A 22,294-nucleotide genomic window follows, 5' to 3' on the forward strand; every position below is an offset into this window, starting at 1 on the left:
GAAGCATTGCGCTCCAAAAAATAAACCAAATCGCCGGTTTTGCCTGGAAACTAAAGGATAGTTTTTCTTAGGGCTTGCAGTCCCGCTATTTGCTGTAGCCCTCATTCTTCGGGACTGCAGCTGCCATTAGGTTTAAGAGCAGAGTTTGTCCAGTTTGGGAAACTATGAATGAAATAGTGTTCTGACTATATCATCATCACAAAATCAAGGCAACACATTGGCATTAATGCGAAGCGAAAAATTTTAACCCTGCAATTGATCCAATAAGGGTGCAGATAAAAAATATCCGCCAAAAAGTTGCTGGTTCATTGAAGTATGAAATCCCGATAATGACCGTTCCTACAGCCCCGATCCCTGTCCAAACGGCATAGGCTGTTCCCATGGGTAAAGTTTGGCTTGCTTTATTGAGCAATAAGAAGCTTAAGGTTATACATACAAAAAAAGCTGCGCTCCATTTTATGCTCGAAAAATTGTTCGATAACTTAAGGCAGGTAGTGAAGCCAACTTCAAAAAGGCCGGCAATAATAAGAATGATCCAGTTCATGATAAACGTTTCTGCAAATTTAAGGGACATTTACCGGGCAACATTTTACAAATGTTAAAAAATGCCTTTTACGGATTAGCCGCCCTTATTCTGCTTAACGTAACCTGTGTTACACCCAGGTAGGATGCAATATGTTTTAAAGCTACCCTTTTAATCAGTTGGGGAGATTGTGCTGCAAATTCATGGTAACGTACAGCAGCCCCTTTAAAGGCTCTATCTATTAATCTTCTCTCGGTGGCAATAAGTTCCTTTTCCGCTATTTTTCTACCCCAGTTAGCGATTTCAAGGTTTTGTTTATAGAGCAGAAACAAATCGGCCAGTTTAATCCTAATCAGCGTACTGTTTGTTAACAGTTCGATATTTTCATAACCGGGACTATTGTTAATATAGCTGTTGAACGAAAAAAGCACAGCACCGCTTTCTCCAAACCAAAAGGTAATCTGTTGGTTTTTACCATCGCTATAGGCCCGGGCAATACCGCTTTGAAGTATATAAAAATAGGGTTCTATTTTATCTGCAAAAATGATTGTGGTGCCTTTTGGATATTGAACACATGCCATGTAATGGCTAAGTTTAAGCCACGAATCATCACTTAAGCTGCTGAAAAGTGGGATATATCTAAGTTGTTTAATCAAAATAGGAAGGTTTATTACAAAAGTAGAAATGTTTTTAAGCTTGCTTCTCTAGATCCTGATAATTTATAAAGATTTGCCGCTTGAATATTTTTATACCTATCGTGTAACCTGATTAAAAAGCACGTAGTCATAATACACAGAACACGGTTCAATTAAAATAACATATTAACACATTAAAAAATTATCATTATGAGCGGTATATTAGTTCCCATCTCACTTTTTTTAGGCGGATTTGCCATGATCTTTGGGATTCGTTATTTATCAAACAAGGAGAAAATGGCCATGATTGAGCGAGGGATCAATCCAGGGGTAGGTAAATCGGCACCCAAACCTTATTTGAGTTTAAAATTTGGTTTGTTACTTGTAGGTTTGGGTATTGGTCTGCTTGTGGCACTTGCAGCAGTAAGAAGTATGTTTGGTAGCGAAATGACAGAAACAGAGACTTCGCAGGCTGTAGCGGTGTATTTTGGCTGTCTGGGTGTTTTTGGCGGTTTAGGTTTGATTGTTTCATTCGCGGTAGAGAAAAAAGCGATTGAGAAAGATAAGTTCTAATCAGATTTTTTAAGCGTGAAATCGAAACAGACCAGGATATTGTGGGGCTTTTTATCCATACTAATCTGCTGCCTGCTCTTACCAGCAGCAGTAAAGGCCCAAAAGCTGAGCGATCAGATTAATCGTTTGATCAGCAAGGTAATTTCTGATCCGAAAGGCCCTGGAGGGGTATTTATGGTTGCCAGAAAGGGAGAGGTAATCTACCAAAAAGCTTTTGGCAAGGCCAACCTCGAACTGGGCGTTAATCTCAGTACTGAAAATGTTTTCCAATTAGGCTCGATGACCAAACAGTTTACGGCTGTATCGGTGCTGCTTTTGGAGCAAGAGGGTAAATTAAAGGTAAGCGACCCCATTTCAAAATACATTCCTGATTATCCCGCCGGAAATGAAATAACCATACACCACCTGCTTACCCATACCTCCGGCATTAAAGATTTCACCAAAATGAAATCGCTTGCCAGTATTGCCCAAAAGGAAATGACGCCTAAAATGATGGTCGATTTTTTTAAGGATGAGCCGGTTGATTTTGCTGCAGGCGAGCGTTTTGAATATAACAATTCGGGTTATGTGATTTTGGGCTACCTGATTGAAATCGTCTCGGGAGAGAAATATGCTAATTTTATTCAGCGGCATATTTTTGATCGGCTGGGCATGGATCATTCTTATTATGCCAGCGACAAAAAGGTAGTCTACAATCGGGCTTATGGCTACCAGAAGAGAGAAAATACTTATGTAAATAAAACAGCCATTAATTTTAGCGTACCCTTTGCTTCGGGTGCTTTAATGTCTACTTTGACCGATTTGCTCAAATGGCAAAATGCCTTAAGCCACCATAAACTGCTAAATGCAGAGGAAACCAAAAAGGCATTTTCCCGCTATAAATTAAATAATGGCGAGCTATTTAATTATGGCTATGGCTGGCACATTAAGGAGCTGGACAGTTTACCGGTAATCGCACATGGTGGTAGTATATTTGGGTTCAAAAGCATGGGGGTTTATGTGCCCGGTGCAGACATTTATGTAATTGGGCTTACCAACTGTGATTGCAACTCGCCAACCTTACTTATCGAAAACATCGCAAAGTTAGTGGTAAAGCATTTAACCAAAGGTGATTAAGCCAATGCCATGGGCATCGCCTGGCTACATGCAATCTTTTTTATTGCGGCTTGTTGATAATAGCCACGGTTAGCCGGCTAATACAGTTCATTTTACCGCGCTCATCGTAAATTTTTATTTCCCATACATGGGTTTTGGCACCAATATGTAAAGGTTTGCAAATGCCTTTCACCAGACCGCTTTTTACCGGTCGCAAATGGTTGGCATTTACTTCCAGGCCAACAGCAAGGTATTTCTCCGGATTAATACACATATAAGAAGCAATACTGCCCAGCGTTTCGGCTAAAACCACCGAGGCCCCACCATGTAAAATGCCCGCAGGTTGATGTGTGCGTTCATCAACAGGCATGGTTCCGGTAATAAAATCTTCGCCAATTTCGGTAAAGCGGATATCGAGCAGTCCGCCTAAATGATTTTTAGGACGGTTATTTAGCTCATCAACGGTAAAGTTTTTAAACCACATGGTAACGTTCTTTTAATACAGATATATGGTGAATGATATGTCCGCCAGCAATAAATAAAATAGATTTTACATTAATTTCCCTGCCCGAAGCAATACCTTTTCTGTTCAGTTCTTCGTCGTTCAAAGATTTAAAAAGATATAAATTGGCTTTACGTAGTGCAATAAACTCTTCAAGCAGATCTTCCAGGGGGCGTTGGGCAAAACGGGCGTTCATCACATAGTCATCTTCCTCGAAACCGGGTAAGGGTTGCTGCTCATTTCGTGCAAAACACGTAATGCGGTAGGCAAAAACACGTTCGGTATCAATAATATGCCCTAACATTTCTTTCAGTGTCCATTTACCTTCGGCATAAGCATAATCAGCTTTATCGGCATTTGCCCTAAACAAGGCCGGAAGACTTTCGGTCTGATCGGTTAAAATTTCGAAAATATCTCCCTTAACTTTGCTGATGTAGGTTTCGCCCCAGGCGGGGTATTCATTAGGCTGTGGTCGGTTCATATCTTAAACTGCTTTTTAATATTATTCTGAAAGTGGTGCCTTTGCCCAGTTCAGATTCCTTTACAAAAATTTCGCCGCTATGATAATTTTCTACAATCCGCTTGGTAAGCGATAAGCCGAGGCCCCAGCCACGTTTACGGGTGGTATAACCAGGTTGAAAAACCGCATCGAACTTAGACCTTGGAATACCTTTTCCGGTATCGCTCACATCGATAAATACCTGCTCCTTGGTTAAATTTTCTATAATGTTGACGGAAATCGAGCCTTCATTTTCGATGGCATTTGCTGCGTTTTTGAGCAAGTTCTCAATTACCCAATCAAATAGTGGAACGTTTAACATGGCCCTTACCTGTTCATCGCCGGTAATGCTAAATTTCACCTTATCTGATGTACGCACTTTAAAATAACGGATGAAATCGCTCACTACGATGTAAACCGTATGGTCTTCGAGTATCGGTTTTGAGCCGATTTTGGAGAAACGGTCGGTAATGATTTCCAATCGCTTAATGTCGTTTTCCATTTCAGCAATCAGCGGATCATCTTCCGCATCAAATTTAGATTTCATGAGCTCGGTCCAGGCCATCAGTGAAGATATCGGTGTACCCAGCTGGTGTGCTGTTTCTTTAGCTAAACCTACCCAAACATGGTCTTGTTCATCTCTCCTGGCCGAGCTAAATGCTGCATAGGCTGTTAACAGGAAAAGGAAAATAACCCCCATTTGGATGTAGGGAAAATATCTCAATTGCGTTAAAATAAAAGAATCGCGATAGTAAGCCTTGAATTTTTTGCCCAAAAAATTCATTTCGTCAGGCGGATGCTGTGCTTTCATTTGTCTTAGCTGTCGCACAAAATACAAACTATCATAAGTAAGTTTAGTATCTGCAACAGGGTAATTGGTTTTAGTACTGTCTAAGCCAAAAAAAGAAGTAATTGTTCCTGACGAATCGATCAGGATTACCGGGGTTTTCGTGTTTTTTCTTACGGTTTCTACCACGTCGCGGTAATCATCGTTGTCATAAAGAAACATGGCCCGCTCCTGGATTTTCACCCAAAGATGGAACTGGTTTGCCTCTTCGCGTTCCATTTTTTTTACAAAAGAATCGGTGTAAAATACTGATGCGATGCCAATTAAGATGGCAAAAATGAGAAGAAAAAACTTCCAGCGGCGTTTCTTTTGATAAGGGTTCATGCTTTAGCTAGCCAAATTACAATAACAAAACGAAAAAAACATCAAACCATTATGCTTTTTCAAAACGTTCCTATAATAGCCTAAAATACTTAATGGCTTCATTGCATACGAAAACTCGATAAAATGGATGAAAAATATATCTTTGCAAGGTCTTGCGCTTTGCGTATGGCGATAGGCGTTCATACCGCCTTGCGCCCTACGCCAACCGCTTAACAATTCAACCATGGATAAGAAAGTTAGAGTAAGATTTGCCCCAAGCCCAACCGGAGGTTTGCATTTAGGCGGTGTGCGCACGGCCCTGTTTAATTATTTATTTGCAAAAAAAAATAATGGCACTTTTGTACTGCGGGTAGAAGATACCGATCAAAACCGCTTTGTAGAAGGCGCAGAACAATATATCGTAAACTGTTTAGATTGGTGCGGTATTACGCCAGATGAAAGTCCCGATCACCCAGGGGTTTATGGACCATACCGCCAAAGCGAACGCAAAGCCAGCTACCGCAAATTTGCCGAACAGTTAATTAGTGATGGCTATGCCTACTATGCTTTTGATACCCCGGAAGATTTGGACACCAAACGCAAAGAAATTCCAAACTTCCAGTATGGGCAGGCCACACGCATGCAGATGCGTAATTCTTTAACCCTTACCGTTAGTGAGGTTGAAGAATTATTGGCTGCCAAAACACCACATGTGATCCGCATTAAGGTGCCAGGTGATGAAATTGTACATTTTAATGATTTAATCCGTGGTGACGTCAGTTTCGAAACCGCTTTGGTTGATGATAAAGTTTTGTTAAAAGCTGATGGAATGCCAACCTATCACTTAGCTGTTGTGGTTGATGATAAGGCGATGGAAATTAGTCATGCTTTTAGGGGAGAAGAATGGTTGCCTTCTGCACCGGTACATATTTTACTTTGGAAGTATTTGGGTTGGGAAACCGATATGCCGGCTTGGGCACATTTACCTTTAATCTTAAAACCGGATGGACATGGAAAATTAAGCAAACGCGATGGCGACAGGCTAGGTTTTCCGGTGTATGCCATGAACTGGACAGATCCTAAAACCGGCGACGTAACCAAAGGATTTAAAGAAATGGGCTTTATGCCTGAAGCCTTTATCAACATGCTTGCCCTTTTAGGCTGGAATGACGGTACAGATCAGGAACTATTTTCTTTAAAAGAGCTGGAAGAAAAATTCTCGATAGAAAGAATTAGTAAAGCAGGCGCTAAATTCGATTTTGAAAAAGCCAAGTGGTATAACCATGAGTGGATTAAGGCGCAGAGCGCTGAGCGATTAGCGCCAAGCGTAAAAACGGAACTTGTAGAGGCAGGTGTAGAAGTTAACGACGATGCTTTTTTACATACCGTAATCGACCTGATTAAAGATCGCTGTACTTTATTGCCTGATTTTTTAATACAAAGCCGTTATTTTTTCGCCGCGCCTTCAGAATACGATGTGAATTCGGTAAAACCTAAATGGACAGCTGAAAAGGCTGATTTCTTTAATCGTTTTGCTGCTGAATTAACTTTAAATGATGCCGTTGCTGCAGAAACTGCCTTTAAAGCCCTCGCAGAAGAAAAAGGCTTTAAACCAGGAGAATTGATGCTGCCTTTTCGCATTATGCTGGTGGGCGGTAAATTTGGTCCGGGTGTTTTTGATATTGCGGTATTACTGGGCGTAGCTGAAACTCAAGCAAGAATAGCCAAAGCAATAGCGGTTTTCAACGCCTGATATTGTTTAAGCGTGTTCAAAGAAGTCAGGTTTTTTAAAGCCTGACTTCTTTTTTGATTTTGTTGTTACTTTTAAACGATCGGAATGTAAGTTTGTTACACCTTTGTTAGGGGTAAATAAATCTGACATAAATGGTGTTTTCCCGCTTGAATCCCGGTTTATGAGTCGTTTTCCGCGGTACTACAGATCAGTTTGGCGATGTGATCAGCTAAAGCCGGTTACTGCATAATTATTGGAAATCGGCGTCTTATACTGCCACAACCTAAAAGAATAAATCAATAAAAATAATTTATATTTTAGTATAACAATTTGTCCCTAATTAAGGTTTATTCATAAAACTTAAAATATATACTATGCAATGGTTTGGTAAAGGCAGTAATAATGTAGAAGATGGTAGAAGCAGCGGTGGTGGAAAAACCATCCTTGGTGGGGGTGTAGGTATCATCATTGTGGTGCTCGGCCTGATTTTCGGCAAAGATTTAAGCGGTTTGGTTGGTCAGATTCCGGCCACAGCGGGTACGGAAGAGGTTAAGCAGGGGGTACCGGCAAACGATCCACAGGCACAGTTTGTTGCAGGTGTGTTAGAATCAACCGAGCAGGTATGGGATAAAGAATTTCAGGCCATGGGCAGGCAGTATGAATATCCCAAGCTTAGGCTGTTTAGGGATGCAGTGCAAACCGCTTGCGGAAATGCCAGTGCCAATGTCGGACCCTTTTACTGCCCAGGTGACCATAAAGTATATATTGATTTATCATTTTACGATGATTTAAAGAACCGTTTTGGTGCTGCAGGAGACTTTGCACAGGCTTATGTGATTGCACATGAAGTTGGTCATCACGTCCAGAACTTATTGGGCATTTCGGAAAAACTAGATCAGGCACGTGGTCAGGTTAGCGAAAAGGAATATAACCGCTTGTCAGTGAAATTGGAATTGCAAGCCGATTTCTTTGCGGGACTTTGGGCGCACAATGCCCAAAACCTTAAAGATTTCAAATTGGAAGAGGGCGATATAGAAGAGGCATTAACCGCGGCCAATGCTATTGGCGATGATAAATTGCAAAAACAGGCTACCGGCGAAGTGCAACCTGATTCTTTTACTCATGGTACCTCCGCACAACGGATGTACTGGTTTAAAAAGGGCTTCGAAACGGGTGATATTAAACAGGGTGATACCTTTAACTCAAATAATTTATAAAAAATCAAAACTTTTTTAAAGCCAGGTTGTTTGTTCACAGTTATAGAGGTTTTTATCTCTAAACCAAACATAATTATCCGGCTTCTTATTTGTTTTAATCAAGATGATCCTTATAGTTGATGACAGGCCAGAAAACCTGATCTCTTTACAGAAAGTACTCCAGGCACATAATTTTGAGGTTGATACCGCATCATCCGGGGAAGAAGCACTGAAAAAAGTTTTAAAAAATAACTATGTTCTGATTATTCTCGATGTACAGATGCCCGATATGGATGGCTTTGAGGTCGCCGATACCATTTCTGGTTTTAGCAAAGCAAAAGATACCGCCATCATATTTCTTTCTGCTGTAAATACAGAGTTGAAATTTATCACCAAGGGGTACCGTAGCGGGGGGTTGGATTACATCACTAAGCCAGTTGATATTCATGTTTTGCTTCTTAAAATTAAAACGTTTTACCGCATCTATGAGCAAAATAGAAAACTTAACGAAGTGCAGGAAAAACTGCTCAAAGAAATTGAATTCAGAAAGCAGGCCGAAAACAAAAAGGACGAATTTATCAGCATTGCCAGTCACGAGTTAAAAACACCTTTAACCAGTGTAAAAGGCTATATCCAGCTGTTGCAGCGGAGTCTTAAACGGGATGATAAAGACATGGCCCAGAGCCATCTCGAAAAAGCCAGTATTCAACTTGAAAAATTAAATGAATTAATCGTCGATCTGCTCGATATCTCTAAAATCGAAAGCGGAAAAATGAAGTTTAATATGAAGAGTTTTTGTGCTGATAACATGGTAAATAATGCCATTGAGATGTTGCAGCAATCTAATCCCGATTTTAAAATCAGCAAATTGGGTCAAACACATGAAATGATCTATGGTGATGAAATGCGGCTGGAACAGGTGGTTATCAATTTCATTACCAATGCCATTAAATATGCTCCGGGCACCAATCAGGTTAATGTAACCATAAACATTAAAGATGGGAAACTTTATCTGGCTGTAAAAGATTTCGGTATTGGTATTTCCAAAGAACAGCAGCACAAAATTTTCGATAAATTTTATCGTGTAGAAGAAAACAGTAACCGGTTTAACGGTCTTGGTATTGGCTTATACATCTGCTCGGAAATCATCAACCGCCACGGTGGCACAATTGGTGTAAACAGCGTACCGGACGAAGGTTCTGAATTCTATTTTATTATTCCTACAACAGAAGAAGAAATCCTCAAAAATCAAATCTAACTATCCTTAACCCATATTAATGAAAACAACTCTTAAAAATAATTTGCGTTTAGGCCTCGGCTTATCGCTCATTATTCTGTTTATCAGTTCCCTGGCTTCTTACATCAGTATTGGTAATTTGATTAAAAGTACCGAATTGGTTAAACGAAGTGATGAGGTAATTTTAAATGCTGAGCGTGTGATATCCTATTTAAAAGATGCCGAAACGGGTCAGCGGGGCTTTTTGTTAACAGGAAATAAGGTGTTTCTGACACCGTATTATGGCGCCAGCGATTCGGCAGCTTTATTGTTGAAAAAAGTTGAGTTCATTACCAGAGATAATCGCTTTCAGCAAAAAAATATAGCTGCACTTAAAAATATCCTTCTCAAACGAATGGGGATCATCAAATCGACTATAGAGATTAAAACTTTGGGCGGTGCTATTGATCCAACCGTTTTGTTTCAGGGCAAATTTTATATGGATGATGCGAGGTCGATTGTAAGCAAAATGGTAGCAGAAGAGAAAAGGTTGCTGGAAGAAAGAACCAATGAATTAAATAAGCTTACATCCTATACACCAATTCTGATTTTAATCGCGGCACTTCTGGCCATCATGATTACTTTGTTTTTTTACCGCAGGGTATCAATCGATTTTGACGAACGCGTTAAACTTCAACAGGAAATTGAAGATAAAAAATATGAGATGGAAAAACGCATTGCTGCCATTAAAGAAATTGCCGTTCAAATTTCTAATGGCAATTACGGCGTAAAGCTTGATAGCCAAAGCCAGGATGATATTGGCGAACTTTCAGAATCGTTAAATACCATGTCATTGTCGTTAAAAAAATCTTTTGATGCTTTAGAGGAGAATGAGTGGTTGCAAACAGGTGTAGCCAATCTAAACGTTAAAATGGTTGGCGAAAAAGACGTTTTCCACCTGGCAGACGATATTGTTGAGTTTCTGGCCAGTTATACCAATAGCCAGATCGGTGCCATTTATTTATTTAAAGATGATGGATACCTGCATTTAAAGGGGCAATACGCACTGCAAGGGCAAAATTTAGCTCAAACTCTTGAGCTTGGACAGGGCTTGATTGGTCAGGCCGTTAAATCAGGTAAGCCCATACTGTTAAATGATGTTCCGCAGAACGAACTCACTATTACGCACGCCACCGGGAAAATTAAGCCTGCACAGTTAATTGTACTGCCCATCATCAGGAACGGAATTTCGATAGGTGGATTGGAATTAGGTACTATTGATAAGTATAGCGAACTGCAATTACACTTTTTGAACTTGATTTTATCTGATATTGGTTCCGCTTTATTGGGTGCACAGAACAGGTTTAAATTGCAGCAATTATTAGAAGAAACGCAGGCACAATCAGAAGAGTTACAGGTGCAGCACAACGAGCTGGAGGGTTTAAATGCAGAACTCGAAGCTCAGGCCCAGAAACTTCAGGCCAGCGAAGAAGAATTACGTGTGCAACAGGAAGAGCTGTTACAAAGTAACCAGGAGCTTGAAGAGAGAAGCAGCTTACTGGAGGAAAAAAATGAACTGATTGAAGAACGCAATATTGAGATCCAGCAAAAGGCAGAAGCCTTAGAACTGAGTACAAGATATAAATCAGAGTTCCTGGCCAACATGTCGCACGAGTTAAGGACGCCGCTCAACTCGATATTGTTGTTATCAAGATTAATGGCCGAAAATGAGGCTATGGATCCCGAACACCAGGAATATGCGGGGGTTATTCAAAGCTCTGGCCAGGGACTTTTAAGTTTAATCGACGAGATTTTGGATCTTTCTAAAATTGAGGCCGGCAAAATGGAACTCGATCGCACAAATGTTAAGGTTGACGATATCGTTTCCGGTATGCGCTCGCTGTTTAACCCTTTAGCTAAGGATAAGAACCTCAACTTCGTTATTGAAAAATCGGCAGGAGTTCCAGAGTTTTTTCATACTGATAAAATGCGCCTGGAGCAGATCATTAAAAACCTGCTATCAAACGCCATTAAATTTACCGCAATAGGTGCGGTAACGTTAAATATCGATAAAAATGATAAATTGGGCGCGCTTGTGTTTAAAGTTACCGATACAGGCGTAGGTATCGCACCCGAAAAACAAGGCATGATATTCGAAGCTTTTCAACAGGCCGATGGCTCTACGCGCCGTAAGTTTGGCGGCACAGGTCTCGGGCTTTCCATTAGTAGAGAACTGGCTAAACTACTGGGCGGATACATCGATTTAAGAAGTGCAGAAGGCGAAGGAAGTGTTTTCACACTTACCCTACCCATTGATAAAAATAAAGGATTTGAAGGTAAAGAACCTCAAACAGAGAAACCGGTAACAGCACCCGAAACCCCGGTAAAAAAATTAAGCCATTTAACGGTTGGGAATATTCCACAGGAGATTGAGGATGACCGTAACGATATCGGGCCTGATGATAAAGTGATTTTAATTGTGGAAGACGATACCCCTTTTGCCAAAACACTTTTAGATTTTACCAGGAAAAGAAACTACAAGGGGTTGGTTGCTGTTCGCGGCGACGTAGGGATTGAAATGGCGAAAACCTTTAAACCGCTTGCCATTTTACTCGATATCCAACTGCCCGTTAAGGATGGCTGGCAGGTAATGGAGGAGCTGAAATCCGATCCTGCTACACGTCCTATTCCGGTACACATCATGTCTTCTTTGCAGGTAAAGAAAGAAAGTTTATTAAAAGGCGCAGTCGATTTTATCAATAAACCTTTTGCTTTTGAGCATATGCAAGAGATATTTTCGAAACTTGAGCATGCCTTAAGCCGTTATCCTAAAAAAGTACTTATTGTAGAAGAAAATGAACAGCACGCTAAAGCGCTAAGTTACTTCTTGAGCAATTTTAATATTCAGACAGAAATTGTGAACCAGGTAAACGAAAGTGTATCTGCCTTACACAGGCCAGAGGTGAACTGCGTGATTCTGGATATGGGCATTCCTGATAAACATGCTTATGAAACGCTGGAAGTGGTGAAGCAAACACCTGGTTTAGAGAATTTGCCCATTATCATTTTTACCGGTAAAAACCTGTCGAAAGGAGAGGAGAGCCGGATTAAGCAATATGCTGATTCGATTGTGGTCAAAACCGCACATTCTTACCAGCGTATCCTTGATGAAGCTGGCCTTTTCCTTCATTTGGTAGAAGAAAAAAGCAAGGAGAAAAACAAAATACCTCAAAAGTTTTCCGAACTGCAGGATGTACTGATTGGTAAAACGGTTCTGGTAGCGGATGATGATGTACGCAATATCTTCTCCTTAACCAAGATGTTAGAGCAGCACCAGATGAAAGTGGTTGCGGCCACTGATGGTAAAGAAGCCCTTAAACTTCTGAACGAAAACCCCGGAATTGATGTGGTTTTGATGGATATGATGATGCCAGAACTAGATGGTTATGAAACTACAACAGCCATCAGGCAGGATATCAAATATCGTAACCTGCCCATTTTGGCCGTTACTGCAAAAGCAATGATGGGCGATCGCGAAAAGTGCATTGCCGCCGGTGCATCCGATTATATCAGCAAACCGGTAGATATGGACCAGCTGATCTCATTATTAAGAGTTTGGTTATACGAAAATCATCATACATCATAAACTATTTTATTTTATGCCTCCTCAGAAATTAATTCTCATCATTGATGATGATAACCGAAACATTTTTGCTTTAAAAGCTGTTTTAAAGGCCAAAGGTTTTGAATGTTTATCCGCTATAAGTGCGCAGGAAGGCTTTTCTGTTTTAGAAAAGCACGATCATGTTGACATCGTTTTAATGGATATGATGATGCCGGATATGGATGGTTATCAGGCTATGGCTGTTATGAAAAAGTCGGATAAGATGCGGAGCATACCCATATTGGCCGTAACTGCCCAGGCCATGGTAGGAGATAAGGAACGTTGCCTGAGTGCAGGTGCATCGGGCTATATCTCAAAGCCGATAAATGTTGACGAGTTATTAAAGCAAATAGAAAATTTTACAAAATAGCTGGTGATAAGTGACGTGATAGATAACGAACAGGTAGAAATCCTGTTGAATGATGTTTTAGAAAATCATGGCTACGATTTTCTGGAATACTCTCACGCATCGATAAAGCGGCGGATTATACGCCTTTACGGACTGGATAATTTTGTAAGTTTTGCCGAATTTCGTTATACCGTTAGAACGGACAAGCAATATTTTAAGCGCTTTTTAGAAGAAATTACGGTTAATGTTACCGAAATGTTCCGCGATCCTTCCTTTTATAAATCATTACGGAACGATGTACTACCGGTGCTGGGCACTTATCCGTTCATCCGGATCTGGGTAGCAGGTTGTTCAACCGGGGAAGAAGCCTATTCGCTTGCTATTGTTTTGAAAGAGCTTAATTTGCTGCATAAATCGCTCATCTACGCTACAGATATTAATCCTTCTGTTTTAGAGAAGGCAAAAAAAGGTATGTTTCCGTTAACCTACCTAAAGCAATATTCAGAGAATTACCGGCAATCAGGGGGATTAAAAGATTTTTCTGCTTATTATACTGCAAACTATTCTTTAGCCAAATTTGATGAAAGCTTAAATCGTAAGATGATCTTTTCTACGCATAATTTGGTGTCTGATCACTCTTTTAACGAATTTCAACTTATTTTGTGTCGAAATGTATTAATCTATTTCGATAAGGAGCTACAGCATAAGGTTTTTAACCTATTTGATGGCAGCATCGAGAAATTAGGCTATCTTGCACTGGGAAGTAAGGAGAGTTTGGAGTTTTGGCCAAAGGCGAAAGAGTATAAAAGGATTAAAATGGAGAAAATATGGCGAAAACTATAGGTTCTGCATCTTGTGAGGCATTAATTATTGGTGGCTCGGCCGGTAGTTTGGATGTTCTGCTCGAAATTTTTCCGGCCCTCAGAACGGATATCTGTTTCCCTATCGTAATAGTAGTTCACCGGAAGGCCAATAATGAATCTCTTTTAACCGATTTGTTAAAATCGCGCACCCTATTAGCCGTTGGCGAAGCAGAAGAAAAAGAGTTTTTAACACCAGGTAAAGTTTTTATTGCTCCTGCAGATTATCATATGCTGATAGAGGAGGATCGAAGTATATCTTTAGATTATTCTGAAAAGGTAAATTATTCCCGGCCATCAATTGATGTTACCTTCCAATCAGCAGCTGAAGTTTTTAAAGAAAAATTAGTTTGTATTTTGCTTTCCGGCTCTAATTCGGATGGGGTTGAGGGGTTAAAAAGCGTGAATAATTTTGGCGGTACGGTGGTGATACAAAATCCTGATACGGCGGTGATGCCTTATATGCCGCAACAGGCAGTTCTGAATGTGATGCCACATGTGATATTAGATAGCCGCAATATGGCTGATTATATAAATAAATTAAATGATTAATAGCTTTTCGGAGGTTAATATGATGGTTACAAAAAAAGTATTTGTTTTTGATGATAATAAGGATATCCTTGATCTGTGCACATTTATTTTAGAAGATGCAGGGTATGAAATAAAAACATCTGAAAGTGCCAATAACATAGAAGAACAGGTTGCAGCCTATATGCCTGATTTAATTTTCATGGATAACTGGTTGCCCGATCTGGGTGGGATACAGGCTACGAAAGCTTTAAAAAGCCATCCTGATTTAAAACATATTCCGGTAATTTACTTTTCGGCCAATAATGATATCTCTTCACTAGCTGAGGAAGCCGGTGCGGATAGCTACCTGTCGAAACCTTTTGATATTGCTGCGCTTGAAGAGATTGTAAAAAAACATCTGAGTTAGTGCTTAAGACTCATGAAGTTTCAATACGCCGGTGTGCAGGCAAAATTCGTAAATTTAGACCGGCCTTTGATAAACTTCCGAAGTATCCCTTTTTATGCCCGAGTTAAACTTCGGAAGTTATTCTTTCCCCCAAATCCTGGTATTCAGATCCAGCTCCTGAACGATATCATACATAAATTTTACGGTTGTAACATCATTATCCAGGGCTTCAGCATTCATTAAAGATTTAAATATCGGGGCTTCAAAATAATTGCGGTTCAAAGGAAAAGCAATATACATCCTCGATTCGATAAAGGATAAACTAATGTCATATTTAGTTTGATGGTTGAGTTTTAAGATACGCTCCATTAATGCCGGGGTTAAAATATAACGTGCTTCTACCTGGTCAGAACCATAAGTGATAAAAGTTTTGTCAAAATCAGGATTTTCCAGCTTTACCACATCATTTCCCCCAAAAGAGAACACATTTTTTGAAAACCAGGCTCCTAGTGCATTGGCGAAGCCTTTAGGGCGTACTATGGTTATGCCATTAAAGTTTTTGTTAAAATCAGCAGCAAATATAATTCCTTTAAAAATGTCGTGCCACTCTGTTCGCGTTCCGTTTTTGGTTTGGGTTACTGTTTTATATTCGGCATGTACCTCGGCAAAGTAAAACCGGGTTTTATTCGCACACCCGGTTACGAGATCTTCTGTTTTATAACGATCGGGCTCTTGGGTAAACAATTGTGTGTACATAAACTCGGCAACCGCAATTCCCTGGTCAGGATTTATGGATAGGCTTTCGTCTAAAAATTTAAGTGCTGCGCCTATTACATTGGTTTTGTAGTCAATCCGGTAAGCTGTTAAAGAATCGTTGATTTTAAATAACAGAACTCCACCGTATATTAATGGGATTAAGCCAACAACTACACCAGGAACGGGAAAGCCCAGCACGAAACCTAAAATACCAATTAAGATGCCTGCTGAAATAAAAATATAGCCTTTGGTTTGGGTAGCGGCAATTCTTTTGCGAGTTACCTCCATAGTAGCCAACACTTGTTGTAGGGCTACATTATTTGCAATATCGGACAACATTAATTGTTAAAGAGTTCCTTTGCACTAATGTTTTTACGTTCTTCAGCTGCGGTTTCCAAAACAGGAATCGGATGGAAGTTTAACATCCCCGCAAATAAACTGCCTGGAAACATCATAATCGAATTATTATAATCGGTTACCGAAGCATTATAAGTTCTTCTGGCAGCGGCAATCTGTTCTTCGCTCTCCGTCCAGGTGGTTTGCAGGTTAATGAAATTGGTATTGGCTTTCAAATCGGGATAATTTTCAACATTTAACATCAGGCCTCTCACACTATTGCTTAACTGCGCATCTAAATCCGCTTTTTCGGCATCGCTGATATTCGGAGTGCCAGCTTTTGATCTCAGTTCAACTATTTTGGTTAAGGTTCCCTGCTCATAAGTGGTATACTGTTTTACTACTTCAACCAGGTTTGGAATAAGGTCGAACCGTTTTTTTAGCATAACATCAATAGCCGAAAAGGCATTTGTTACCTGGTTTTTCTTGCCGATAAGCGAGTTGTAAAAGAAAATTCCGATGACAAAGATAAATCCGACAATAATGAGGGCAATAATCATAATTTTAGTTTAAGGTTTAGATCATAAAGATAAGAAAAGGTTACAACATGTTATCGCTTCTCATGTTGCGCCCGTTCGCGTTTTATCCGGCGTTCCAACCGCTTTTGTTTCCTTTTTAAATGATTGGCGCGCATAGCCTTAAAATTTGCAATATGTTCACGTACCTCATTTTGCTTTTCTTCGGTAATGCCTATACTGTATTTTATCCCAGTAAAGAGCCCCTTCCAGATCATGTTAAAGAACGAAGTATTGGATGGCCGGCTGTAATTTACGGTTACAGGTACCAGCTTGCCGTCTGCACCCGGGTTTTCAGATTTAATAATCAGGGCATTGGCTAAGAAAGAAAGGAAACCCCGCGTAACCAGATGATCCTTTTCAGGATCGTTTTTCATCAGGGCAACAGAAAGATCATAATAAGAAAATGCTACCGTTCCTTTTGTGCCCAAATCGTTTGCTTTAAAATCGAATTTCAATTTATCTACACTGCCGCGGTTAATGCGCACCAGGCCGAGGGGTTTGGTAATCTGGTTTAAAATCCGTGCATTAAAATTGTGTAAAACGCCGTGGTAAGAAAATGCACCATCCTTAGCAGTAAGGTTAAACATGAAATTAACATCAAGCTTCCCCTGGCCGAACAAATAGGTATTAAGATTAACTTCCATCATTGGGTTTATGGCCTTAATGTTATCAAGGTTAGTGGCATTTTTTATAATTCCAGAGGTATTTTCAAAACTGATGCGCCCTCTTTGATTACTTTCACTATTGAAAACGGAATAATTGATGTTTACATCTTTCAGCTGGATTTTCTGGACCAGAATAGGCGCATGAACAAGCTGCAAAAGTTGATGCGGAAATTTACCGATCTTATTTTCCTGTGGCTTTGACGGAAGTCCATCTCGGTTAAAAACAGATATAAAACCGTTAGCAATGGCCATTTCCTTTGCCCAGAGTTCCTGTTTGCTGATATAAAGCGGCAGGTCTATGCCGTTGAGCATAATATCACGCATGCCAATATCAAAACGTTCCCTGGCATAACCGGCAACCTTGCCGAATTTCATTTCATCGTACAACGGAACCAATGCAAAGCTATTCACCCTTAGTTTCCCGGTGGTTGCCCTGAAATCAAGCTGATCAAGTTTTATATCGTACATTTTATCCGGTGTGCGGTATACATAATTATTTAAGTTGATCACAATATCTTTCAACAGGTAAAATCGGCTGGGGTCATCAGCCGAGGTAGAATCAACCAGTAAATCCGTTAGCGTAATGTTGAGGTCATCAATATCAAAAGGTACGGAATGGGGTCTGTTTTTATTCAGATACGTAAAGCTTACATCTTTAAAACGGATCGTTTTAATGCTAAATTCTTTCAGGTTTTTGGAAATGATCTCATAAGGCGATTTGATGGGCCTGGGGGCGCGACCCTCATTAAAAGCAAATTGCTGATTAACCATCGTTACCTTGGGTTTATCAAATATAATTTCCTCTAACTGCAGTTTTTTTTCGCGGTAGAGCGTTAACGGATGAAAGCGTTTTACCACCAGTTTTTTTAAATGAACACTGTAAAGATTGTTTGGTGCCCTTTTTAAGGCAATAAGCTCCCTGAAACGATTAGTATCAGGCATTATTTTTACGTTCTGTAAAGTAGCGTTACCCGTAAAAACGTTGGTAGATACCTGGGTAAAGCTGATGGTATATAAGCTATCTGTTGATTTATAGAGCAGTGTTTTAATTCTATCCGTTAAAATAGGGCGCGACTTGATGTTTAAAAACCAGGCGATGCCTGCAAGTACGACAAAGATACCGAGTGTTATACACGAAATCCATTTAAAAACTTTATAACGGTATCTTTTGGTATCAGGCATTAAAAAATGAGAGATGGTGTTTTATCAGCAATATACGGTATAAACATATATTTGAAAAACAGAAGATTAATTTTTTTCTCTGCGGGCTTTTCGTGCAGCTTTTCTGTCTGCCCTTTTTTGTTCCCTTATTTTTTTAGCTATTACTTTTTGTTGTTTTACAGGGTTCTTTTCGGGTACGATGCCCACACCTACAATATCCTTGATGCCTACAAAAACGGTTTTCCACATCAGGTTAAAAAAGGAGGCAGAATTGATCCTGGTATTCGTCATCCTGGCTGTTCTTGGCGCTTCGCCTTTTTGCGGATTTTCGTCTTTAACCAAAATGGTATTGGCCAGGAACGATAAAAAACCTTTCTCTTTAGTGCCCTCGCCATCAATATTATCTGATAGAAGCTTAACTTTCAGGTTCGTATACAACATATTCATCGTGCCTGTCGCCGATCTTAGATTTCCTGTGGCCTTAAAATCAACATGCTGTATATTACCACTTTCTATTTCTACCAAACCCAGCGCTTTTGATAACGGATTTAAATTTTTCATATCAAATTTACCCAAACTGCCACTATAGCTAAAAGAGCCATTGTGATCAGTCAAATTAAAATCAATATTAACATTCAGCTTTCCAGTGCCCATCAGAAGTGTATTTAAATCTGCCAGCGCATGGCTCTTTTTGCTTAATTGCAAACTATCATTGGTTACATTTAAAATATTTCCGTTTAATGCTTTAAAAGTAACCGCGCCTGTTTTTTTACTCGCGGGGTTAAATTCAGCATATTTAACAGTAATGCTTTTTAGCTTTACGGTATCAATCAATATTGGCATATTTAATCTTTTCAGCGCCATATGTGGATAGTTCCGGCCTTTATCCAAACCTGGCGGCGGTGGCGATTCGCGGCTCATAAACACTTCAACATTTGCAGGGCCAATTTTCATTGTTTTTGCATACAATTTTTGGTCGGTATTTAGTCCGATGAAGTCTACGCCATTAAATTCTACCTGATCAAAGCTTAAATTGTATCTGTCTTTCTGAACTTTGTATTTTCTTGCAAAAGTGAGCTCATTGTATAATGGGGTAAGTTTGAAACCCTTAACCCTTATCTTTTTTGATGAAGTGGAGCCTTTAACGGTATCCACTTTCATGCTGTACATTTTATCTTTTGTTACCGCTTTATAACCGGCAATCTGGAATGATACATCTTTGGTATAGTAAAACCGTGTGGTATCATTTCCTGAGAGCGAATCCAATAAAAAATCATTGATATTAATATCCAGGTGTTTGATTGAATTTTTTGTCTTTTTAAAAGCAGTTTTGTTGATGTAATCGAAATCGGCATCTACAATTTTAATGCTTTTTACATGTATAGATTTAAAGTTTTTGGAAAGCTGTTCGTAAAGTGATTTTTCATCTTTTATGCTATCGGTTTTTGGGGTTACTTTATTAAAAAAGACATTGATCGATGGCTTCTGCAAAAGGATTTCGTTTACGTCGATCCGCTTTTTAAAATAGGCGGTTAATATGCCAACACGGGTAATCTGTAATTTCTTTAATCTGAGTTCGAAAATATGGGCAGGGGCAAGCTGTTTTTTCTTCAGGCTGTCAAAAACCGACTGATCTGGTATTAGTGTAACATCACGCAGCGCCATGCTGCCTGTAATCACGTTTAAGTTAATGCTTTTAAAATCTATCTGATATAAGTGGTGAGAACCATTATAAACACTGGCTTTAATTTTTTCAGTCAATATCGGTTTCCATCGGGCGCTTAAAAACATGGCGCCGAATGCAACGATCAAAATCAATATGCCGAATATGCTTCCTATCCAGGCCCAAATTTTACTTTTATGCTGCGCTATCATTTATCGTGGCTTATCCCTACGTAACAGATGGGAGGGTGAAAGGTTTTTAAGTGTCAAGCTAAAAGACTAAAGCAGAAAGATCAAAGCGAAAATAAAAAAGGGCTGCTTTTGAATGGTTTATTGTTAAGATTATTTTCAGGAGCGCAGGGACAGGGTAAGTAACAGCGTTTGTTCCTTTGCTTCGCTTGTACGCTTTGGCCGTCGTACCTCCCGGCCTGCAGGGTACCGCTTCGCCAAGGGCTAGCTAGGTTGGGACAGTGGTATGGAAAACCCGTCATAGGAGCAGAACAGCGGTAATCCGTTAGTCGGGATTTGCAATCCCGTCTTCTGAATCAATGATTTTCAATCTTTTAATATTGGATTAAAAATCCAAAGTACAATAGGTCGGGATTACAAATCCCGACCAGCCCCGGCTCCAAAAAGATAATAAATCGTCACCATGCCAAGGAAACCATATGCTAATCACATTTATCATAATCATACTGTAAACATTTAAACTAAATATGTCAAATTGTCACTTTTAATTTTATTTATGTATTTTTGCAATCCCCAAAATGTTTTTAAATAATGATTGATTTACAAATACAGGATAAAACGCACGATGAAGCCAGGCAAGGTGAAGCTTTGATTTTAGATACACCGGTTAAAGCTGATGCCCGTAAACTTTATATCGAAAGTTATGGTTGTGCCATGAATTTTGCCGACAGTGAAATCGTGGCCTCTATTTTATCGGAAACTGGATTTGAAACTACAGGGGATTATCACCAGGCAGATGTAATCTTTATTAATACCTGTTCTATCCGCGAAAATGCAGAAACGAGAGTCAGAAACCGGCTGTCTCAGTTCGGTGTCGAAAAACGCCGTAATCCAAAATTGATTGTGGGGGTTTTAGGTTGCATGGCCGAACGTTTGAAGTCTAAATTTTTGGAGGAAGAACGTTTAGTTGATGTGGTGGTTGGGCCAGATGCTTACCGCGATCTGCCTAACTTAATTGAGCAGGTAGAAAGCGGACATAAAGCTGTTAACGTTTTATTGTCGCGCGAAGAAACTTATGCCGATATCAGTCCGGTTAGGTTAAACAGCAACGGAATAACCGCTTTTATATCCATTACGCGTGGTTGTAATAATATGTGTTCTTTCTGTGTGGTGCCCTTTACGCGTGGGCGGGAACGTAGCCGTGATGCGCATTCCATTGTAGAAGAAGCAAAGGCTTTATTTGAGGCTGGCTACCGCGAGGTTACCCTTTTAGGGCAGAACGTAGATTCATACACCTGGACGTCGGAGGATGGGACAGAAACGGTTAATTTTGCGCAACTTTTGGAACAAACGGCGTTGGTTAGCCCGGATTTAAGGGTACGTTTTTCTACTTCACATCCAAAAGATATTACCGATGAGGTTTTATATACCATTGCCAAATACGATAATATCTGTAATTATATCCACCTGCCTGTTCAATCGGGAAATACCCGCATATTGGAACTCATGAACAGGACTTACACCCGCGAATGGTATATCAATCGTATTGATGCCATCCGCAACATTATTCCGGGTTGTGCAATTTCTACCGATATCATTGCCGGTTTTTGTACAGAAACGGAAGAGGAACACCAGGAAACCCTGAGTATGATGGACTATGTGCAATATGATTTTGCCTATAATTTTACCTACTCTGAACGGCCAGGGACTTTAGCGGCCCGTAAACTGGAAGATGATATTCCGGAAGAAGTGAAAAAACGCCGTTTGGCTGAAATTTTAGCCAAACAACAGGCACATTCATTATTGCGTTTGCAAGAATGGGTGGGGAAAACCGTTCGGGTTTTGATTGAAGGTACTTCGAAAAAATCTGACCTTGATTATTGCGGAAGAGGTGACAGCGGGGCAATGGCCATTTTTCCGGCTATTGAAGGCGTTAAGCCAGGTCAGTATGCAAATGTATATATCGAGAAATGTACATCTGCTACGTTAATTGGTAGAATAGTTTAAAAAAGGTGAAGGGTGGAAGGTTTAAGGCAC

At 40.0% G+C, this 22,294-nt stretch carries 20 protein-coding genes; 11 read left to right on the top strand and 9 right to left on the bottom strand.

What is annotated here, in order from left to right; genetic code table 11:
- Positions 1-223: 223 nt before the first annotated feature.
- On the bottom strand, positions 224-544 hold the full coding sequence (locus QZ738_RS03680) for a multidrug efflux SMR transporter (protein ID WP_293784808.1): 321 nt from the start codon (positions 542-544) through the stop codon (positions 224-226).
- Positions 545-612: 68 nt separating this feature from the next.
- A complete protein-coding gene (locus tag QZ738_RS03685) occupies positions 613-1,179 on the bottom strand; it encodes a Crp/Fnr family transcriptional regulator (RefSeq protein WP_293784745.1) in 567 nt (188 codons plus the stop codon).
- Positions 1,180-1,368: 189 nt separating this feature from the next.
- On the opposite strand from QZ738_RS03685, the gene QZ738_RS03690 reads away from it, so the two are divergent.
- Together QZ738_RS03690 and QZ738_RS03695 are read left to right on the top strand one after the other, a co-directional pair.
- A complete protein-coding gene (locus QZ738_RS03690; RefSeq protein WP_293784748.1) occupies positions 1,369-1,731 on the top strand; it encodes a DUF6249 domain-containing protein in 363 nt (120 codons plus the stop codon).
- Positions 1,732-1,746: 15 nt separating this feature from the next.
- Positions 1,747-2,847 (top strand): serine hydrolase, encoded by a 1,101-nt coding sequence (locus tag QZ738_RS03695; protein WP_293784751.1) that lies wholly within the window; start codon positions 1,747-1,749, stop codon positions 2,845-2,847.
- A gap of 40 nt (positions 2,848-2,887) precedes the next feature.
- Here the strand turns inward: QZ738_RS03695 and QZ738_RS03700 are convergent, their stop codons facing one another.
- Genes QZ738_RS03700 through QZ738_RS03710 form a run of 3 tightly spaced genes read right to left on the bottom strand, consistent with a single transcriptional unit; the run spans position 2,888 to position 4,998 of the window.
- Positions 2,888-3,310 (bottom strand): hotdog fold thioesterase, encoded by a 423-nt coding sequence (locus tag QZ738_RS03700; protein ID WP_293784753.1) that lies wholly within the window; start codon positions 3,308-3,310, stop codon positions 2,888-2,890.
- Entirely contained in the window at positions 3,300-3,809 is a 510-nt protein-coding gene (locus QZ738_RS03705; RefSeq protein WP_293784756.1) for a DinB family protein, read from the bottom strand. Before QZ738_RS03705 ends, QZ738_RS03700 begins: the two co-directional genes overlap by 11 nt.
- Positions 3,790-4,998 (bottom strand): HAMP domain-containing sensor histidine kinase, encoded by a 1,209-nt coding sequence (locus tag QZ738_RS03710; protein ID WP_293784759.1) that lies wholly within the window; start codon positions 4,996-4,998, stop codon positions 3,790-3,792. Before QZ738_RS03710 ends, QZ738_RS03705 begins: the two co-directional genes overlap by 20 nt.
- Before the next feature lie 223 nt (positions 4,999-5,221).
- Here QZ738_RS03710 and gltX point away from each other — a divergent pair, with 223 nt between their 5' ends.
- The 8 genes from gltX to QZ738_RS03750 all read left to right on the top strand — a co-directional run bounded on the left by gltX (position 5,222) and on the right by QZ738_RS03750 (position 14,931).
- Positions 5,222-6,730 carry a glutamate--tRNA ligase gene (gene gltX, locus QZ738_RS03715; protein ID WP_293784762.1) on the top strand — a complete coding sequence of 503 codons (1,509 nt, stop codon included), beginning with the start codon at positions 5,222-5,224 and terminating at the stop codon, positions 6,728-6,730.
- Between the two features lie 353 nt (positions 6,731-7,083).
- Positions 7,084-7,926, top strand: coding sequence for a neutral zinc metallopeptidase (locus QZ738_RS03720; protein ID WP_293784765.1), 843 nt, complete (start codon positions 7,084-7,086; stop codon positions 7,924-7,926).
- A gap of 103 nt (positions 7,927-8,029) precedes the next feature.
- A complete protein-coding gene (locus QZ738_RS03725; protein WP_293784768.1) occupies positions 8,030-9,163 on the top strand; it encodes a hybrid sensor histidine kinase/response regulator in 1,134 nt (377 codons plus the stop codon).
- A 19-nt stretch (positions 9,164-9,182) separates the two neighbouring features.
- Positions 9,183-12,767: a response regulator gene (locus QZ738_RS03730; RefSeq protein ID WP_293784771.1), complete on the top strand. Its 3,585-nt coding sequence runs from the start codon at positions 9,183-9,185 to the stop codon at positions 12,765-12,767.
- Between the two features lie 13 nt (positions 12,768-12,780).
- On the top strand, positions 12,781-13,155 hold the full coding sequence (locus tag QZ738_RS03735) for a response regulator (protein ID WP_293784774.1): 375 nt from the start codon (positions 12,781-12,783) through the stop codon (positions 13,153-13,155).
- The gene (locus QZ738_RS03740; protein ID WP_293784811.1) at positions 13,156-13,977 is read left to right on the top strand and encodes a protein-glutamate O-methyltransferase CheR; all 822 of its coding nucleotides are present in this window, start codon (positions 13,156-13,158) and stop codon (positions 13,975-13,977) included.
- Positions 13,962-14,546: a chemotaxis protein CheB gene (locus QZ738_RS03745; RefSeq protein WP_293784777.1), complete on the top strand. Its 585-nt coding sequence runs from the start codon at positions 13,962-13,964 to the stop codon at positions 14,544-14,546. The genes QZ738_RS03740 and QZ738_RS03745 overlap by 16 nt, the downstream gene beginning before the upstream one ends.
- Positions 14,539-14,931 (top strand): response regulator, encoded by a 393-nt coding sequence (locus QZ738_RS03750; protein WP_293784780.1) that lies wholly within the window; start codon positions 14,539-14,541, stop codon positions 14,929-14,931. The genes QZ738_RS03745 and QZ738_RS03750 overlap by 8 nt, the downstream gene beginning before the upstream one ends.
- 117 nt (positions 14,932-15,048) lie before the next feature.
- On the opposite strand, the gene QZ738_RS03755 is transcribed toward QZ738_RS03750, so the two are convergent.
- From QZ738_RS03755 to QZ738_RS03770, 4 genes are all read right to left on the bottom strand, one after another.
- Positions 15,049-16,005 (bottom strand): DUF3137 domain-containing protein, encoded by a 957-nt coding sequence (locus QZ738_RS03755; protein ID WP_293784783.1) that lies wholly within the window; start codon positions 16,003-16,005, stop codon positions 15,049-15,051.
- Entirely contained in the window at positions 16,005-16,562 is a 558-nt protein-coding gene (locus QZ738_RS03760) for a LemA family protein (RefSeq protein ID WP_293784786.1), read from the bottom strand. The genes QZ738_RS03755 and QZ738_RS03760 overlap by 1 nt, the downstream gene beginning before the upstream one ends.
- 50 nt (positions 16,563-16,612) lie before the next feature.
- Positions 16,613-18,427: a hypothetical protein gene (locus QZ738_RS03765; protein WP_293784788.1), complete on the bottom strand. Its 1,815-nt coding sequence runs from the start codon at positions 18,425-18,427 to the stop codon at positions 16,613-16,615.
- 66 nt (positions 18,428-18,493) lie between these two features.
- The gene (locus QZ738_RS03770; protein WP_293784789.1) at positions 18,494-20,281 is read right to left on the bottom strand and encodes a hypothetical protein; all 1,788 of its coding nucleotides are present in this window, start codon (positions 20,279-20,281) and stop codon (positions 18,494-18,496) included.
- A gap of 567 nt (positions 20,282-20,848) precedes the next feature.
- On the opposite strand from QZ738_RS03770, the gene miaB reads away from it, so the two are divergent.
- Positions 20,849-22,264, top strand: coding sequence for a tRNA (N6-isopentenyl adenosine(37)-C2)-methylthiotransferase MiaB (gene miaB, locus QZ738_RS03775; RefSeq protein WP_293784790.1), 1,416 nt, complete (start codon positions 20,849-20,851; stop codon positions 22,262-22,264).
- Positions 22,265-22,294: the final 30 nt, after the last annotated feature.

Source organism: uncultured Pedobacter sp., assembly GCF_913776295.1.
Taxonomy (GTDB): Bacteria; Bacteroidota; Bacteroidia; order Sphingobacteriales; family Sphingobacteriaceae; genus Pedobacter.